17 protein-coding genes are annotated in these 17,944 nt (G+C 41.4%); all 17 read left to right on the forward strand.

What is annotated here, in order from left to right:
* Positions 1–4 precede the first annotated feature (4 nt).
* The gene (locus EGC80_RS08275) at positions 5–460 is read left to right on the forward strand and encodes a hypothetical protein (RefSeq protein ID WP_101034153.1); all 456 of its coding nucleotides are present in this window, start codon (positions 5–7) and stop codon (positions 458–460) included.
* Between the two features lie 172 nt (positions 461–632).
* Positions 633–1,091 (forward strand): tRNA (adenosine(37)-N6)-threonylcarbamoyltransferase complex ATPase subunit type 1 TsaE, encoded by a 459-nt coding sequence (gene tsaE, locus EGC80_RS08280; protein WP_101034155.1) that lies wholly within the window; start codon positions 633–635, stop codon positions 1,089–1,091.
* A gap of 12 nt (positions 1,092–1,103) precedes the next feature.
* Positions 1,104–2,432, forward strand: a complete 1,329-nt coding sequence (locus EGC80_RS08285; protein ID WP_101034156.1) for an N-acetylmuramoyl-L-alanine amidase — start codon at positions 1,104–1,106, stop codon at positions 2,430–2,432.
* A 1-nt stretch (position 2,433) separates the two neighbouring features.
* Complete coding sequence (gene mutL / locus EGC80_RS08290) at positions 2,434–4,299, forward strand: DNA mismatch repair endonuclease MutL (protein WP_124012452.1); 1,866 nt, start codon at positions 2,434–2,436, stop codon at positions 4,297–4,299.
* Position 4,300: 1 nt separating this feature from the next.
* A complete protein-coding gene (gene miaA, locus EGC80_RS08295) occupies positions 4,301–5,227 on the forward strand; it encodes a tRNA (adenosine(37)-N6)-dimethylallyltransferase MiaA (RefSeq protein ID WP_124012451.1) in 927 nt (308 codons plus the stop codon).
* 84 nt (positions 5,228–5,311) lie between these two features.
* A complete protein-coding gene (gene hfq / locus EGC80_RS08300; RefSeq protein WP_101034159.1) occupies positions 5,312–5,569 on the forward strand; it encodes an RNA chaperone Hfq in 258 nt (85 codons plus the stop codon).
* A gap of 19 nt (positions 5,570–5,588) precedes the next feature.
* Positions 5,589–6,896 (forward strand): ribosome rescue GTPase HflX, encoded by a 1,308-nt coding sequence (hflX, locus tag EGC80_RS08305; RefSeq protein WP_124012450.1) that lies wholly within the window; start codon positions 5,589–5,591, stop codon positions 6,894–6,896.
* 33 nt (positions 6,897–6,929) lie between these two features.
* Entirely contained in the window at positions 6,930–8,090 is a 1,161-nt protein-coding gene (hflK, locus tag EGC80_RS08310) for an FtsH protease activity modulator HflK (RefSeq protein ID WP_101034161.1), read from the forward strand.
* 2 nt (positions 8,091–8,092) lie between these two features.
* On the forward strand, positions 8,093–8,971 hold the full coding sequence (gene hflC / locus EGC80_RS08315) for a protease modulator HflC (protein WP_101034162.1): 879 nt from the start codon (positions 8,093–8,095) through the stop codon (positions 8,969–8,971).
* Positions 8,972–9,370: 399 nt separating this feature from the next.
* Positions 9,371–9,961, forward strand: a complete 591-nt coding sequence (petA, locus tag EGC80_RS08320) for a ubiquinol-cytochrome c reductase iron-sulfur subunit (protein WP_101034163.1) — start codon at positions 9,371–9,373, stop codon at positions 9,959–9,961.
* Entirely contained in the window at positions 9,961–11,175 is a 1,215-nt protein-coding gene (locus tag EGC80_RS08325; protein WP_101034164.1) for a cytochrome b, read from the forward strand. Before petA ends, EGC80_RS08325 begins: the two co-directional genes overlap by 1 nt.
* Positions 11,175–11,912 carry a cytochrome c1 gene (locus EGC80_RS08330; protein WP_101034165.1) on the forward strand — a complete coding sequence of 246 codons (738 nt, stop codon included), beginning with the start codon at positions 11,175–11,177 and terminating at the stop codon, positions 11,910–11,912. Before EGC80_RS08325 ends, EGC80_RS08330 begins: the two co-directional genes overlap by 1 nt.
* Before the next feature lie 96 nt (positions 11,913–12,008).
* A complete protein-coding gene (gene sspA, locus EGC80_RS08335) occupies positions 12,009–12,638 on the forward strand; it encodes a stringent starvation protein SspA (RefSeq protein WP_101034166.1) in 630 nt (209 codons plus the stop codon).
* A complete protein-coding gene (locus tag EGC80_RS08340) occupies positions 12,638–13,108 on the forward strand; it encodes a ClpXP protease specificity-enhancing factor (protein WP_101034167.1) in 471 nt (156 codons plus the stop codon). Before sspA ends, EGC80_RS08340 begins: the two co-directional genes overlap by 1 nt.
* A 97-nt stretch (positions 13,109–13,205) precedes the next feature.
* Positions 13,206–13,775, forward strand: coding sequence for an aminodeoxychorismate/anthranilate synthase component II (locus EGC80_RS08345; RefSeq protein WP_101034168.1), 570 nt, complete (start codon positions 13,206–13,208; stop codon positions 13,773–13,775).
* A 128-nt stretch (positions 13,776–13,903) separates the two neighbouring features.
* Positions 13,904–16,390, forward strand: coding sequence for a S9 family peptidase (locus tag EGC80_RS08350; protein ID WP_124012449.1), 2,487 nt, complete (start codon positions 13,904–13,906; stop codon positions 16,388–16,390).
* 102 nt (positions 16,391–16,492) lie between these two features.
* Complete coding sequence (locus EGC80_RS08355) at positions 16,493–17,635, forward strand: HDOD domain-containing protein (protein ID WP_124012448.1); 1,143 nt, start codon at positions 16,493–16,495, stop codon at positions 17,633–17,635.
* Positions 17,636–17,944: the final 309 nt, after the last annotated feature.

The following is a 17,944-nucleotide window of genomic DNA, read 5'->3' on the forward strand; positions in this document are numbered from 1 at the left end:
TGTTATGCGGATCCAACAGCTAAGTGAGCTACTTGATTATGTTGCTAATTGCCATCTCGACATGGAGAAACTGTATAAGCGTTTAGATCGTAATGCGGATTCTACTCGCGTTAAAATGATGCTGACGTATTTCCAGCAACACCAGAGGCACATATACGAGACTTTAGAGCGTTATATTGACGATGCACCCTCAAGAATATTAAATACTTGGTATAAAGACATTACCTTTGAGGACTTTAGTAAACGTTGCATTGAAACATCATTCCCCGCCAATATGGATGAGAGTCAAGTGCTTGAGTTACATCTGGATTTGGAAAATCGCTTAATCGCGTTACTTGAAAAAACAGCTATTAGTAGCCCAACCGATGAAATTAGAAATACATTAATGGACTTAGTGCGAGTGGCACAAACTCAACAAAAACGTTTAGTTCACAGCACAATTCGTATGGATGACATTTAAACGACGCATTGAAACTTTGACATAACTTCCTGAAGTGTTAATTTGCCAGCTATTCCCAGTAGCTGGCTTTTTTTATTAACAAAAAATAACCGCATAACAATGGGAGTTCCCCGGTAACTTCTGGTATATTTAGCATTCTTATAACTCTTTTTAATAGATATAGACCTAAAACATGGCATCTCTGGTTAAAATCCTTGAAAATGAACAAGCTACAGTTATGCTTGGGCAACAAATTGCTCAGTGGATTGTACCTCCTTTAACGATTTATCTCACTGGGGACTTAGGCGCTGGTAAAACGACGTTTAGTCGAGGCATTATCCAAAGTTTGGGTCATCAAGGCGCGGTAAAAAGTCCGACTTATACTCTGGTAGAACCCTATGAATTTAACGATATGGATGTGTTTCATTTTGACCTATATCGATTAGCCGACCCAGAGGAACTTGAATATATGGGTATCCGTGATTATTTTACGGATCGAAGCGTCTGTCTAGTTGAATGGCCTGATAATGGTCATGGATTACTCCCTGGGGCTGACATCCAAGTGCATTTGCGTTATAAAGAATCTCAAAGACAAATTGAATTACAAGCCTTATCCCCAGCAGGACAGGCAATTTTAAATAAAATAAAATAAAATCAAATAATAATGACTTTAAAAAATACGTTTTTTACCACTGTACTTTACATGCTGTTGTTTTTGCTGCCTAACGTGGTTTGGGCGGCCAATCAACTTGATAGCGTGCGTATTTGGGCTGCTCCAGAATCGACGCGAGTGGTGTTTGATTTAACTCAAGCGCCCAAATATGACAGTTTTACCTTAACCGGCCCTCATCGTTTGGTGGTCGATATTCAAGATACTGGCGCTAAAATTAATTTAGATAAAATAGCCAACAACAGTAAAATTATTAAAAAAATCCGTTTTAGTTCTCCGCCTAGAAAAGGCATATTGCGTCTTGTTATGGACTTATCGAAACCGGTAAAATCAAGTTTATTTACTTTGCCGCCAACAGCACCCTACGGAAACCGTTTAGTGGTCGACTTAGAGGACTCCGATGGTGGGTCGTCAGCAGTGCAAACGGTTAGTCGATCTTCTAATCAGTCAGCTCGAGACATTATTGTTGCCATTGATGCTGGTCACGGAGGGGAAGACCCTGGCTCAATTGGGCCTTCTGGTATGCATGAAAAGCGTGTGGTACTTGAAATTGCTAAGCGCCTAGCGCGTAAAGTGGATTCAACGCCAGGTATGCGCGCTGTAATGACACGCAGTGGTGATTATTTTGTTAATTTGAATAAACGCTCTGAATTAGCGCGCAATAGTAAAGCGGATTTATTGATATCTATCCACGCCGATGCCTTTACTTCACCACAACCTAACGGTGCTTCCGTTTGGATCTTGTCAATGCGCCGAGCCAATAGTGAAATTGGTCGATGGTTAGAGCAAAAAGAGAAACACTCAGAGTTGTTAGGCGGTGCTGGTGAGATCATTCAAAACACCGATAGTGAACAATATTTAGCAATGACTTTACTTGATATGTCGATGAACAGTTCGATGGCGATAAGTCATTCTATCGCGGGTGATATTCTTAGCGATTTAGGTTCTATTACCCACTTACACAAAAGAAAGCCTGAATCAGCAAGCTTTGCAGTGCTTAAGTCTCCTGATATTCCATCTCTTTTAGTTGAAACCGGCTTTATCTCTAACCCAGGTGAAGAGCGGTTATTGTCTAATGGAAATCATCAACAAAAGCTTGCAAATGCTATTTACAAAGGCGTGTTACGTTATTTTCAGAGTAATCCGCCAGCCGATACTTTATTGGCTAAAACATTAAATATGAAACACAGTGTTAAACGTGGTGAGTCTCTATCCATTATCGCCCAGCGTTACAGTGTGTCGATCAGTAGTCTAAAAAGTGTGAATAATCTTAAATCAGACGTTGTTCGTATTGGACAAACACTTGTGATCCCTAGGACATAATATGGTCATTCAACTGCTACCGCCTCAACTTGCAAACCAAATCGCAGCCGGTGAAGTAGTTGAACGTCCGGCTTCTGTGGTCAAAGAACTGGTTGAAAATAGTCTTGATGCTGGTGCCACTAGAGTTGATATAGATATCGACAAAGGGGGAAGCAAGCTTATTCGTATTCGCGATAACGGTGCGGGCATCCCTAAAGATGAGTTAGCCTTGGCTCTATCGCGTCATGCTACCTCAAAAGTACATACACTAGATGACCTAGAAGCTATTTTAAGTTTTGGTTTTCGTGGTGAAGCTTTGGCCAGCATTAGCTCAGTGTCTCGGTTAACTTTAACCTCAAAAACCGCTGAACAATCTGAAGCTTGGCAGGCCTTTGCTGAAGGCTCGCAAATGGACGTTAAGGTCACGCCTGCCGCACATCCGCAAGGCTCAACGATTGAAGTGGTGGATTTATTCTTTAATACTCCCGCAAGACGTCGTTTTTTAAAAAGCGACAAAACGGAATTTACCCATATTGATGAGTGGTTAAAACGGATTGCGATTGTTCGCAACGATATTCACTTTACCTTGACACATAATGGTAAATTAGTTCGCCAGTATCGACCTGCCAATACCGAGATCCAGACCCAGCAACGATTAGCTCAAATTTGTGGGAAAGCCTTTGCAGAACAGGCGTTGAGCATTGAGTGTGAACATGATGGTTTATTATTAAGTGGTTATTTACAATCACCACATGACAGTGTCATCACAGATACCAGTTTTTTTTATGTCAATGGACGATTAATCAGAGATCGTCTGGTTAATCATGCCGTAAAACAAGCTTTTGCTGAATATGGCATTGAGCATCAGCCGGGATATGTGCTGATGTTATCGCTTGATCCACACCAAGTTGATGTGAATGTACACCCAGCCAAGCACGAAGTGCGTTTTCATCAATCTCGTTATGTACATGACTTTATTCTACAAACGGTACAGTCAGCGTTAGTGCAAATGCCTGTATTGTCTTTGCCTGATGTTGAATTACATCACCATGATAATGTCGCACCGATGCACACAGAGTCAACCTTGTTGCATAATGCCAATATCGTCGACACCACTGAAGACGCCTTTACCCTTAATCATGAGCCTGACAAGGCGATTAACAGTGTTAGCCCATTCGGTTCGATGCATGTTCCGGGAAAGAATAATGACTTATCTGGTGGCTATTCAGCTGCAATTAAGCCTAGTTATGATAAAAAGCCCACCATTGCATCTTCCTCTGGGGTCAATAAGACGGCCATTGCCAATTATGGACAATTGCTGCATACCCCGATGAATACCCCAGTATCATATGTTAATGAAGTGACGACTCAAGTTGCAATGCCACCCATATTAGCGGGTGAGCATTGGGTTATTTGTAAAGATGATAAGCTGTCATTACTGCCAATAAAACAGGTGTTGTTGACAGTGAGAAAGGAAGAGGTTGCAGCCAAGTTTGTTAATGGTTTAGTGTCTCAGCCATTATTAATGCCAGTGTCTATTGCAGCAGATTTGGATTGGACAGAAACATTAGTGATACGTGATCTATTACTGCGTCAAATGGGTATTGAATTAACAATTCGCTTCCAACAGTTGATAATTAAAAAAGTGCCCCCATATTTGAGGGAGAGCCAACTTGCTATTGTGATCCCTGAGTTACTACAATGGTTACAATTAGAACAACCTATAGACAGTGCTATTGTGGCTTGGCTTGCACAACAAAGTTTATCGCAATTTGAGCCAGCGCCAGCCTTATGGCAGCGGTTTTGTTCACTTGACGAAGAAACGAAACAAATTTGTTATGACCAAGAACACATATTGCCTTGGCACAATTGGATGAAAGATTATTAACGTGAACAGTGTCGATAAGCCAAAAGTGATTTTTTTAATGGGGCCTACCGCCTCAGGCAAAACGGCATTAGCCATTGAAATGGCGACGCAACATAATTGTGAGATTATCTCAGTCGATTCAGCATTGATTTATCGTGATATGGATATAGGGTCTGCTAAACCGAGTTTGCAAGAACTGCAATTAGCGCCGCATAAATTAATTGATATTCTTGATCCTAGCGAAAGTTATTCAGCGGCAGATTTTCGCCGTGATGCTTTATTGGCCATAGAAGACATTGTTAGCCGAGGTAAGACGCCTTTACTCGTGGGTGGTACCATGATGTACTTTAAGGCATTGTTAGAAGGTTTGTCACCTTTACCCGCTGCTGATAACGGCATTAGGCAGCAAATATTAGCTCAAGCTCAAACCCAAGGTTGGGACGCGCTGCATCAAGAGTTGTGTGACATTGATCCCGTCGCGGGAGAAAGAATTCATCCTAACGATCCACAACGATTGTCGCGAGCACTAGAGGTATATCGGATCAGTGGTAAAACAATGACTGAATTGACTCAAACGAAGTCAGCCGCTTTGCCGTATGATGTAGTGCAATTTGCTATTGCACCAACCGACAGAAAAATTTTACATCAATTAATCGCTAAACGCTTTAATATGATGTTAGAACAAGGTTTTATCGAAGAAGTTGCGCGTTTAAAAGCGCGTAACGATTTGCATTTAGAGCTACCGTCTATGCGTTGTGTTGGTTACAGACAGTGCTGGCAGTACCTAGATAATGAATTTGATCATACGACCATGGTCGAAAAAGCTACTGCAGCCACTAGGCAATTGGCCAAACGTCAATTAACATGGTTGAGGAGTTGGCCCGATTTACAGTGGCTTGAAAGTGGTGCAGAAGGAAATTTAGTTACGCTTATGCAACAAAGCAACTAGCTAATTTGGCGTTGCTGTATAATACTAAAACTAAACAATAAAACTTAATTCAACATATTTATAAAATAAAAAAAGGAAATTGAAATGGCTAAGGGGCAATCTTTACAAGACCCATTTTTGAACGCATTGCGTCGAGAGCGTGTACCCGTCTCTATCTATTTAGTGAATGGTATCAAATTACAAGGCCAAGTTGAGTCGTTTGATCAATTTGTTATCTTGTTGAAAAATACGGTAAGCCAAATGGTTTACAAACACGCTATTTCAACAGTCGTACCAGCACGCCCATTTAACGTTTCTGCTCACCAAGGTACTGCCAATGGTGAAGAAAGTGATGTTGAATAATTGAAAAGGAATATAATTTTTGTTTGATCGTTATGAAGCGGGTGAAACAGCTGTATTGGTTCATATAGACTTTTCTGATGAAGAGCGTCGAGAAGATCTTATTGAGTTACAGTTGTTAGTTGAATCTGCTGGTGCTCGCTCTATTGGGGTGATTACTGGCAGCAGACGTTCGCCGGATCGTAAGTTTTTTATTGGTACCGGTAAAGCTGAAGAATTGGCTGCTATGGTCGCTGCTACTGAGGCCAATGTAGTTATTTTTAATCATGCATTGAGCCCTGCTCAAGAACGTAATCTTGAATTGGTATGTCAGTGTCGAGTATTAGACCGAACGACACTTATTCTTGATATTTTTGCTCAACGAGCAAGAACTCATGAAGGTAAGTTGCAAGTGGAGCTAGCGCAATTGCGCCACATGTCGACACGCTTAATTCGAGGTTGGACTCATTTAGAGCGACAAAAAGGTGGTATCGGGATGCGAGGGCCGGGTGAAACTCAGCTTGAAACAGACCGACGTTTATTACGAGGCCGGATCAAGAATATTAATCGTCGCCTTGATAAAGTGGATAAACAACGTGAGCAAAGCCGCCGAGCTCGTAAGCGCAGTGACTTAGCGACAGTGTCTTTAGTGGGTTATACCAACGCGGGTAAATCGACATTATTTAATGCGTTAACGTCATCGGACGTTTATGCTGCCGATCAGTTATTTGCAACATTGGATCCGACGCTACGTAAGTTATCATTACCTGATGGTGCGGTAATTTTAGCGGATACTGTTGGGTTTATTCGTCATTTACCTCATGACCTTGTTGCGGCATTTAAGGCCACATTACAAGAAACTCGACAAGCAGAAATTCTTTTACATGTCGTTGATTGTGCAGATGAAAATATGGCTGAAAATTTTGACCAAGTACAAAATGTATTGGAAGAAATTGATGCAGATGAGATTCCTCAATTAGTAGTATGTAACAAGATTGATTTACTTGAAAATTTCGCGCCCCGTATCGATTACGGTGAAGACGGTAAACCTGAGAGGGTTTGGGTCTCTGCGCAAAAACGCATTGGATTTGATTTGCTGCTTAAAGCTATAACCGAATTAATCGGTCAAGTTATTTGCGAGCTTACATTGAAAATACCTGCATCAGCAGGACATTATCTTGGCCAGTTTTATCGGCTAGATGCAATACAGCAGAAAGAGTATGACGATCTGGGGAACTGTATTTTGTCTGTTCGTTTATCGGAGGCCGATTGGCGCCGATTAGCTAAACAGAGTCAGGGGGAATTAGAGGCATTTATTTTTGAATCTTCAGAAGTAGACACCTCTTGTTAATCTCATTTATTTCATCCAATTATGGAGTGCTAAATGGCTTGGAATGAGCCCGGTAACAAGGGGAACAAAGACCCTTGGGGAAATAAAGGTGGTAACGATAAAGGGCCACCGGATCTTGACGAAGTCTTTCGTAACCTATCAAAACGTTTTGGTGGCAAGGGGGGCAATAGCGCCTCAGGTCTACCATTTAATTCATCTTTATTGATTGTATTTGTCGTTATTGCCTTAATTATTTGGGCATTGTCGGGTTTATACACGGTTAAAGAAGCTGAGCGTGGTGTGTTACTTCGTTTTGGTGATCACATCGGTGAAGTGAGTTCCGGTTTACATTGGAAAGCCACTTTTATTGATGAAGTGATTACCGTCGACGTGGAAACGGTCCGTTCGATTCCAGCATCTGGCAGAATGCTGACATCTGATGAAAACGTCGTGAATGTTGAACTCGTGATTCAATATAGCGTATCAGATGCTTATTCATATTTATTCAGTGCTGTTGATGCCAATTCGAGTTTAAGCGAAGCGACCGATAGTGCGTTGCGTTATGTCATTGGCCATAATCGTATGGATGACATTTTAACCACTGGACGTGATGGTATTCGTCGTGATACTTGGACAGAGTTAGAGCGTATTATTGAGCCGTATAAACTAGGCTTAAAAGTTCGTGACGTTAACTTTTTACCCGCTCGTCCTCCAGAAGAAGTGAAAGATGCATTTGATGATGCTATTTCAGCTCAGGAAGATCAACAACGCTTTATTCGCGAAGCTGAAGCCTATGCGCGTGAAATTGAACCTAAAGCGCGTGGCCAAGTAGAACGAATGACACAGCAAGCTAGTGCTTATAAACAGCGTGAAGTTCTTGAAGCTCAAGGTAAAGTCGCTCGATTTGAGAAGTTATTACCTGAGTATAAAGCTGCGCCTGATGTGACCCGTAATCGTTTATACATTAATGCGATGCAATCCGTGCTGGCTGATACTAATAAAGTACTCATTGACACGAAGAATAGCGGTAATTTAATGTATTTACCTTTGGATAAACTGATGGATTCTTCTAAGAATCCGCGCAATCAAGTACAACCTGAGACGGAGCGTCACATTAATTCGGGATCAGGTGATGGTGTCAATACGCCTATTACGAGCATGTCGTCTGATGGTCGTCTCAGCCGCGAAGATCGTCTTCGCCAAGGGAGGAACTAACAATGGGTAGATTAGCTCTGATCATTCTTGTGGTCATTTTAGGGGTTGGTTTTTCATCTATGATGGTGGTAAACGAAGGCGAACGCGCAATTGTAGCCCGCTTTGGTAAAGTCCTTAAAGATGAAGACGTCACAAAGGTATTTGCTCCAGGCCTTCACTTTAAATTACCCGTAGTGGATAAAGTGCGCTATATGGATGCTCGTATCCAGACATTGGACGGTGCAGCGGATCGTTTTGTTACTTCTGAAAAGAAAGACTTAATGGTCGACTCCTATGTTAAGTGGCGTATTCGTGATTTTAAAACGTATTATCTTTCTACCAATGGCGGTGTTAAAGCCAATGCAGAAAGCTTATTACAAGCCAAAATCAGTAACGATTTACGCACTGAATTTGGTCGCCGGACGATCAAGGAAATTGTGTCAGGTAAACGCGATGAATTGCAAAACGATGCATTAGAAAATGCTTCTGAAAGTGCTCAGAGTCTTGGCATTGAAGTGGTTGATGTACGTGTTAAGCAAATTAATTTACCTGCTAATGTCAGTATCAGTATTTATCAACGTATGCGCGCCGAACGCCAAGCTGTGGCGAAAGAGCACCGTGCAGAAGGTAAAGAGCAAGCTGAGATTATTCGCGCGACTGTTGATGCGAATGTCACGGTTAAGATTGCTGAAGCTGAGCGTAACGCCTTGACCGTTCGTGGTGAAGGTGATGCATTATCGGCAAAAATCTATGCTGATACTTACGGTAAAGATCCTGAGTTTTATAGCTTTTTACGTAGCTTAGAAGCCTACAAAGAAAGTTTTTCCGGCAAAAATGACATTATGGTGTTAGAACCTGAAGGCGATTTCTTCAAATACATGAAATCATCTAGCGGAAAATAGCGTTGATATTTTTTTAGCCTAAAAAAAGCTCGGTTTTTACCGAGCTTTTTTATGTCTGTAATTTGAATTTAGTTTTGCAAAAAACTTTGGTAAATGACAATAGTAAAGCTTTGAGACGTTTTTTACTGTCTAATGTCGATAAATTGCTGATTTAACTAAGTGTTAACGCGGTTTTTTTTACTAATTAAGTTGCTGCTAATTGTTGCGGGACGGTTGATTTATATGCGCTTTTGAAAAAAATGTTAATATCCTCAACATAGATGTATGTTTTCACTATGATCTGGTTCTAATTTTTCGCTATAATGAGCACCGCCTCAAACTATGATTTTAGCGTTTTACCTTTTTGGTCGCTAAAGTATTGAAATATAAAAATTCCAACACCCTCTGGGAGATAAGTGGATGAGCAATGCGCCAGTCGATACCGGACGTCGCAGATTCCTGACAGCCGCAACCGCCGTAGTAGGTGGTGCTGGTGCTGTCGCTGTAGCGGTTCCTTTCATCAAGTCATGGAATCCGAGTGCCAAGGCGAAAGCTGCAGGTGCGCCGGTCGAAGTAAATATTAGTAAAGTAGAACCAGGTCAGTTAATTCGTGTCGAATGGCGTGGAAAACCGGTTTGGGTCGTTCGTCGTACAGAAGCTGTGCTAAATAATCTTAAAACATTAGACAGTCAATTACGCGATCCTGCTTCTTTAGAATTACAGCAACCAGAATATGCAACTAACCCTGCTCGTTCTATTAAGCCTGAATTCTTTATTGCAGTCGGTATTTGTACTCACTTAGGTTGTTCGCCAACTTATCTGCCTGATTCATTCGGTGAGCAGGTTGAAGGCGTGACATCTGGTTTCTTCTGTCCTTGTCATGGTTCTAAATTTGACATGGCTGGTCGGGTATTCCAGGGTGTTCCTGCACCATTAAACCTAGTGGTCCCACCGCACAAATATATCGGTGATGCTAACGTTATCATCGGTGTAGACACAGGAGCGGCGTAATGGTTAAGAATTTAATTGATTGGATTGATGCACGCATCCCAATGACGGCAACTTATAACCGTCATGTGGGTCAGTATGCGACACCAAAGAACTTTAACTTTTGGTATTTCTTTGGTTCATTAGCATTATTAGTATTAGTTAACCAGTTACTGACAGGTATTTGGTTAACCATGAATTACGTACCTACAGCAGAAGGTGCGTTTGCTTCTGTTGAATACATAATGCGTGATGTTGATTACGGCTGGTTACTTCGTTATATGCACTCTACCGGTGCATCGGCGTTTTTCTTTGTGATCTATATGCACATGTTCCGTGGGGTAATTTACGGTTCTTATCAAAAACCAAGAGAGCTCTTATGGCTATTTGGTATGTTGATTTTCCTTGTGCTGATGGCTGAAGCATTCATGGGTTACTTACTGCCTTGGGGACAAATGTCTTACTGGGGCGCGCAGGTCATTATCTCTTTGTTTGGTGCCATTCCTATTATTGGTGATGACCTAACATTGTGGATCCGTGGTGACTACGTTATTTCTGGCGCAACATTAAACCGTTTCTTCGCACTGCATGTTATTGCGTTACCACTTGTATTGGTTGTGTTGGTGTTCTTACACCTAATTGCATTACATGAAGTGGGTTCGAATAACCCAGACGGCGTCGAGATTAAAAAGAATAAAGATGAGAACGGATGGCCCATTGATGGTATTCCATTCCACCCTTATTACACTGTAAAAGATATTATGGGTGTAGCTGGTTTCTTGATCGTGTTCTGTTATGTGCTGTTCTTTATGCCTGAAGGCGGTGGTTATTTCCTTGAAAAGCCAAACTTTGAAGCGGCTAATCCAATGAAGACCCCTGATCACATAGCGCCGGTTTGGTACTTCACACCCTTCTATGCCATTTTGCGTGCAATTCCTGATAAGTTAATCGGTGTTGTTGCAATGGGTCTGTCGATTGCTGTGCTGTTTATTCTGCCTTGGCTTGATCGTTGTAAAGTGAAGTCTATCCGCTACCGTAGTTTGACTCACAAGATCAACATTGCACAATTTACTGTGTCGTTCATCATTCTTGGTTATTTAGGTGTCGTTCCTGCAACGCCTGAGTTAACTATAGCGGCACGTGTATTCACTTTCACTTATTTTGGTTTCTTTGTAGCCTTATGGTTCTACAGTAAAAATGAGAAAACAAAAGAAGTGCCAACGAGGGTGACACACTAATGAAAAAGTTATTAATTGCATTAGTTACATTACTGCCATCTCTCGCAATGGCAGCAAGTGGACATGGTGTTCATTTAGAAAGCGCTAACGTTGATTTACATGATAAAGCGTCATTAGAGCGTGGTGTGGATTTATTCCAACATTACTGCTCTGGATGTCACAGCACGCAATACCAACGCTATGAGCGTGTTGCCACTGACTTAGGCATCTCTAACGATGATATGCGTAACAAGTACATGTTCACCAATGCTAAAATCGGTGATCTAATGGAAAATGCCATTCCTACTGCAGATGCGGCTAAATGGTTTGGTGCTGCGCCTCCAGATTTAACGTTAGTTGCTCGTGTACGTGGAGCTGATTGGGTATATTCTTACCTAAAAGGTTTCTATGCCGATGAAACTCGTCCATTTGGTGCCAACAATACCGTGTTCCCATTAGTGGGTATGCCACATGTTTTACAAGACCTGCAAGGTCTTGCAACTCCTCATTATGAAAAGAAAGTAATCGACGGTGTTGAAACGATGGAATTAGTAGGTCTAAACCCTGCTACTGGTGGCAAAATGAGTGCAGAAGAATACGACCAAGCGGTGCGTGATATCACCGGTTTCTTAGTCTATTCTGCTGAACCTGTTCAGTTAGAGCGTGAAGCTTTAGGCTGGTGGGTACTTGGATTCCTGTTTATTTTCTTCATCATTGCTTATTTGTTGAAGAAAGAATACTGGAAAGATGTACACTAGCCATCAATAACGGTTAATATACACCATCCGCATATTGTAAACGGGGGGCTTAGCCCCCTCGTTTGTTTTGTTTTTTTTAGTTTCTGGAGGGTATCAATGGCTGTTGCTGCCAACAAGCGCTCTATCATGACACTTTTTTCTGGTGCCGATGATTTATATAGTCACCAAGTACGTATCGTATTGGCTGAAAAAGGGGTTACCGTTGATGTTTTACAGGTAGACCCAAGTGAGATGCCTGAAGATTTACTTGAAGTAAATCCATACAACTCAGTACCGACCTTAGTTGATCGTGAGCTAGTGTTGTACGAATCACGCATTATTATGGAATATTTGGATGAGCGTTTTCCACATCCTCCATTAATGCCTGTATACCCAGTATCTCGCGGCCAAAGCCGTTTAATGATGCACAGAATCGACACTGACTGGTATGCGCTTGTAGAGCGTATCCGTAAAGGTGAAAAAGCTGATGCTGCGCGTAAAGAGTTAACTGAAAGCTTGATTGCTCTAGCGCCAGTATTTGCTGAAATGCCATACTTCATGAGCGAAGAGTTTGGTTTATCTGATTGTTACTTAGGCCCATTATTATGGCGTCTACCAGTATTAGGTATTCACTTAGATCCTCGTACATCGAAAGATATCAGTGCTTATATGACCCGTATTTTTGAACGTGAATCATTTAAGGCATCGTTAACTGAGGCTGAGCGCGAAATGCGCATGGGCATGTAATGAAACCAATAACAGCTAATCGTCCATATTTGTTGCGTGCTTACTATGAGTGGTTGATGGATAACCATTTGACGCCACACGTAGTTGTGGATGCATTTGTTAACGGTACGCAAGTTCCACAGCAATTTGTCAAAGACGGTCAAATCGTCCTGAATATTGCCACCGGAGCTGTGTCTAATCTTCACATGTCCAACGATGCTGTTGAGTTTAATGCACGTTTTGGTGGTGTACCACAAAATGTCTATTTACCTATGGCATCTATCGTCGCCGTTTATGCACGTGAAAACGGCGCTGGCACGGTGTTTGATATGGAAGATGCGTACATGATCGAAGGTGAAGATGATGATTTATCATCTGTACCACCATCAATGAAATCTGTTGATGATACTTCGACATTGCCACCATCGCCTAAATCGACGGATCCAGATGATAAAGCTAAGCGTAAAAACCATTTAACTGTGGTGAAGTAACGATTAGTTATCAGCACATAAAACCAGTCGCAAGGCTGGTTTTTTTTAAACTAAAATTGATGTGCCACAAAAAATTTATAACTAAGTGGAACCCATAATGTTGTTGATGATTGATAATTATGATTCTTTTACGTTTAACTTAGTACAGTACTTCCAAGCGCTTGGGCAACAGATACTGGTTAAGCGAAATGATGACATCACCATTGAACAAATTGAAGCATTAGCACCGACTCATTTAATCATTTCTCCCGGTCCGTGTACTCCAAATGAAGCGGGTATTTCACTTGCGGCGATTAAACACTTTGCGGGTAAAATTCCCATTCTGGGTGTCTGTTTAGGACATCAAGCTATCGCCCAAGTGTTTGGCGTTGACGTTATACGTGCAAAACGTGTTATGCACGGTAAAACCAGCTTGATTGAACATAATCAACAGGGATTATTTTTTCAGTTAGCACTTCCGCTGCAGGTGACTCGCTATCATTCATTGTTGATTAATCATGTTCCCAATGGCTTTAGGCTGGATGCGTGGTTTGATGACCCAATTTATGGTCGTGAAATTATGGCAATGAGCCATGCTGATTTAGGTATTTACAGTGTTCAGTTTCATCCTGAGTCTATATTGACTCAGCAAGGTCATGAACTATTGGATAACTTTTTACATCTATAAAGTGTTATTCACAGTCTATTTTTAGGTTGATAATCACTTATTCTGTTACAACTTCTGCAACCAATCTGGCTAAAGTCACGCGGCAATTATGCTATAAATAGCGCTTAAAAATAATAAAAGGGATGATCATGACAAGCTTTATGCGAAACATTGCGCTGAGTGCACTTTCTTTGGCCATAATGAGTGGCTGTGCCGCCACGGATAATAACAATACCTCTGCTATCGTAACCCCCAGCGCAAGTGCATTGACCGTACCATTAGCACCGCCTCCAAAAGCCCAGCAGCCGTTGACACTTAATCAAATTATGGCCAATCCAGATTGGATGGGAATCTTTGCTCAAGGAGCTTATTGGAGCGATGACAGTCAATCGATATATTTCAGTCGCCAAGCACATCAATCTCCGGTCCGTGATTTTTATCAACAAGCTATTGGACAGTCTGAGGCAAACAAACTTGCACTCAATCAGCTACACCTTGCCGATCAACGTAATGGCGTATTCGATCAGGCAAAGACTCAAAAAGCCTATATTTATCAAGGTAACGTATTTGTAAAAGACTTATCAAATGGTGAAATAAAGCAAATTACCCGTCAAAATGATGCCATTAATGGGGTGCGTTTTTTAACGGGTGGCGACCTTGCATTCTGGCAAGGTAATAATATTTTTCGGGTGCACCAGTCTAGCGGGCTAGTGGAACAAATTGCCGCCATCCAAATGGAAAACGAACCTAAAGCGACGCAAGCACCCAGTAGCTTTATCGCTAAGCAACAGCACAGATTAATTAACTATGTTGCCAGGGAACATGATAACAGTGTCACACGTGATGAATACCGTGACTCATTGGCTAAAGCCGATCCTACTTTTTCAGCTAAACCTTGGTATTTAGGTGATGCCGAAGTGGTTTCAGAAATGAGCTTGTCACCTGATGGACGTTACGTGATATTGGCATTGACTGATAAAAATTATGATTGGCCTGCAGAACACGACATTATGCCCAATTATTTGGGCCAAGAGGGTTATGTCGTTCCCGTGCCTTCTCGTGCTCGAGTGGCTGAAGATGTCTTTCCTGGACAACGTTTAGTGCTACTTGATCTTGTTGAACACAATAAAAAAGACATTAGCATCGAAGGTCTAACAGGTTTTGATCAAGACGTACTGGCAAGTGTCAAAACTGAAAATGCTAAGGCCCAAGGCAAAAGCTATAAAAGCGAAAAAGCACCACGTTTAGTCCAGTTAATGCAAGATTGGGAATGGAGTCAGAGTGCAATTCAGTGGCATGAGTCTGACGATAAATTATTAGTGATGCTGGAAGCCGTTGACAACAAAGATCGCTGGATCGCCAGTGTTGATCTTCAAAAAGGCAAGCTGATAACCGAACACCGATTACATGATGATGCTTGGGTAAATTATAATTTTAATCAATTTGGTTGGATAACCGGTACCGATAGCATGTACTACTTATCTGAAGAGTCTGGTTTTTCTCAGCTATATATCAAAACAGCCTCTAATGAAGTAACAGCCTTAACTAATGGCCAATTTGTGGTTGATAATGTGACTTTATCACCCGATGCAAAACATCTTTATTATCGTGCCAATAAAGACCACCCAGGCAGCTATAATGTTTACCGTGTAGAGATTGCCAGCGGCAAAACAGAACAACTGACTCAGTGGTTAGGCACATTGGATTACAGCTTAAGCCCTGATGGGCAATCACTGTTATTAACGGCTTCTTCTGCTGTGCACCCTGATGAGCTATACATTCAATCTATTGGTGGCGAAATTAGCCAATTAACCCATTATACCAGCACAGCGTTTACACAATATCCTTGGCAAGCACCGCAAATAGTCACAGTACCTTCAAGCCATGGCGCGGGGCAAATTTACGCTCGGGTTTATTTGCCACAAGATTATGATCCTCAGCAAGCTGATAAATATCCAGCCGTGGTGTTTAACCATGGAGCCGGTTATTTACAAAATGCCCATTATGGTTTTTCAGGCTACTTCCGTGAATTTATGTTCAATAACTTACTTACCCAACAAGGCTATGTGGTGATGGACATGGATTATCGCGGTTCAAAAGGTTATGGACGTGACTGGCGTACGTCAATTTATCGTAATATGGGTCATCCTGAAGTTGAAGATTTGATAGACGGTGTGGCTTGGCTGGCGAAAAATGCTAACGTTGATAGCAAACGTGTTGGTACTTATGGTGGTTCATACGGTGGATTTCTCACCTTTATGGCGCTGTTTAATGAACCTGAGTTATTCCAAGCAGGGGCCGCATTACGCCCTGTAACAGACTGGGCCCATTATAATGCGCCATACACGTCAAATATTTTAAATACGCCTGACGTTGATCCTATCGCCTATGAGCGTAGCTCACCGATAGAATATGCTCAAGGTTTACAGAAACCATTACTGATCATGAGTGGTGTAGTAGATGACAACGTATTTTTTCAAGATAGTGTGCGCATGGTTCAACGTCTGATTGAATTAGAAAAACCGATGTTTGAAATGGCAATCTATCCGGTTGAGCCGCATGGATTTAAGCAAGCTTCAAGTTGGTTAGACCAGTATCGTCGTATTTATAAATTGTTTGATCAAGAACTTAACTAATTGGCTCTGGATTCAAAAAAACAAATAAATATCGATTATGGCTTCCTTTGAGAAGCCATAATTTTTATGATTAAGCGATAAAAACAGTAAAAGGCAATGTAAGTGGCAATATCAATAGCAGGTGGAGTTCGGCCCGGAAAAGTCATCGAGATTGAGCGCCGGCTCTATAAACAACTTATTGTGGGTAAGCACAAAGCCAATGCTATGCCTGATGAGTTGAGCGTTGAGTTAGAACAGAGTGCCAATAAGCTTGATATTGAGCGTCAAGCATTAAAAGTGCGCCTCGAAAAGCAAGCTAAAGAAAAAAATGTATTTCTTGAGGTGTCTGCACAGTTAACCCATACGGTTAATCATGCGATAGAGCATCAATTAGCGCATCCACAAATGGTATTAGAGGCATCGGGAATTAGCGAAAGCCAAATTTTACTGCTCGATTTATTATTACATTCAGACCTTAACATTAATCGACTTCGACCCATTATTGAAAGTATTAGCTGGTTATCTCGTGATTTAATCAATTTAATTAACAGTCCGGCATCAGGTCACCGACGGCCCAAACATACCGATGTGCAAGTGACTGACATTAAGCTGGTGCTTAACTATATCGGGATTGAGAATTTACGCTTACTGATCCCTTATTTTTGCTTACGTCATTGGTTACCTTCAGGTAATGCTAACTTATTGTGGATAACCAGAAAGCTAAGGCGATATAGCATGGTAAGTGCCATTGCGGCGCAAACGTTAGCTGAGTTACATAATGAAGCGCCGAGTTTGGCCTATAGCTGTGCCTTAATGTATCAATTTTCTACCTCCATCATACTCAGCCAAAGTGGGCATATGTTTGATAACACTTGGGGGACATGGCTCAGAGAGGCCAGTCACAGTGGCGAAAAACAAGTTTACGATGCCATTATGGCAACTGATTTTCCTGCGCAAGCGGTGTTAGATCAAGTGATACAACATAGCCATCGTTTAAATTGGCAATTGCTGACATTACTTAAATTTGAAGACTCTCCGATAACCTTAGTATTAAAAGAGTTAGATCACGATTACCATTTCACCGAGTTGTCAGCTGATGCCGCGATAGTGGCTAAGGCCAGTTGTTATGCCAAAGTGCTTTTGTTAGAAGAGCAACAACAAATCGATCCACAAGAAAAGCGAATTATGTTTGATTATTATCAATTTTCAGATCAAGAATTAATTCGGCTTAAAGGGCAAAATTTTCGTAAGCTTGATTTACTTTAAACCGACTATCTCTGTCAGAGTTGGAAATGTTAAATCTGTGTAATTATTCACTTTTGATGAATAGCCACACAAAATCGAGTCAAATAAGTTTTTTTATGACTAGTTATGCTCCATACCCCTGAATAAGCGCATTGTTTAGGCATGTTTTTTAAATCTTTATGCACAATGCCAAGCAAGCCTGCACAAGTTAATTGTACTGAACTGGTATTTTGATCACATTTTCGCTAATAATGTCGCATAAATAATACAAACTTCCGCTAATGAACTAACAGAATATAAAGCAAACAGCGGAAACAGCGGCTTTGAAGC

Source organism: Shewanella psychromarinicola, from assembly GCF_003855155.1.
Lineage (GTDB): Bacteria > Pseudomonadota > Gammaproteobacteria > Enterobacterales > Shewanellaceae > Shewanella > Shewanella psychromarinicola.

Bases quoted from the DNA above. Each gene is read 5' to 3' on its own strand.
- EGC80_RS08275 (WP_101034153.1), top strand. From the start codon at position 5: ATGCGGATCCAACAGCTAAGTGAGCTACTTGATTATGTTGCTAATTGC.
- tsaE (WP_101034155.1), top strand. From the start codon at position 633: ATGGCATCTCTGGTTAAAATCCTTGAAAATGAACAAGCTACAGTTATG.
- EGC80_RS08285 (WP_101034156.1), top strand. From the start codon at position 1,104: ATGACTTTAAAAAATACGTTTTTTACCACTGTACTTTACATGCTGTTG.
- mutL (WP_124012452.1), top strand. From the start codon at position 2,434: ATGGTCATTCAACTGCTACCGCCTCAACTTGCAAACCAAATCGCAGCC.
- hfq (WP_101034159.1), top strand. From the start codon at position 5,312: ATGGCTAAGGGGCAATCTTTACAAGACCCATTTTTGAACGCATTGCGT.
- hflK (WP_101034161.1), top strand. From the start codon at position 6,930: ATGGCTTGGAATGAGCCCGGTAACAAGGGGAACAAAGACCCTTGGGGA.
- hflC (WP_101034162.1), top strand. From the start codon at position 8,093: ATGGGTAGATTAGCTCTGATCATTCTTGTGGTCATTTTAGGGGTTGGT.
- petA (WP_101034163.1), top strand. From the start codon at position 9,371: ATGAGCAATGCGCCAGTCGATACCGGACGTCGCAGATTCCTGACAGCC.
- EGC80_RS08325 (WP_101034164.1), top strand. From the start codon at position 9,961: ATGGTTAAGAATTTAATTGATTGGATTGATGCACGCATCCCAATGACG.
- EGC80_RS08330 (WP_101034165.1), top strand. From the start codon at position 11,175: ATGAAAAAGTTATTAATTGCATTAGTTACATTACTGCCATCTCTCGCA.
- sspA (WP_101034166.1), top strand. From the start codon at position 12,009: ATGGCTGTTGCTGCCAACAAGCGCTCTATCATGACACTTTTTTCTGGT.
- EGC80_RS08340 (WP_101034167.1), top strand. From the start codon at position 12,638: ATGAAACCAATAACAGCTAATCGTCCATATTTGTTGCGTGCTTACTAT.
- EGC80_RS08345 (WP_101034168.1), top strand. From the start codon at position 13,206: ATGTTGTTGATGATTGATAATTATGATTCTTTTACGTTTAACTTAGTA.
- EGC80_RS08350 (WP_124012449.1), top strand. From the start codon at position 13,904: ATGACAAGCTTTATGCGAAACATTGCGCTGAGTGCACTTTCTTTGGCC.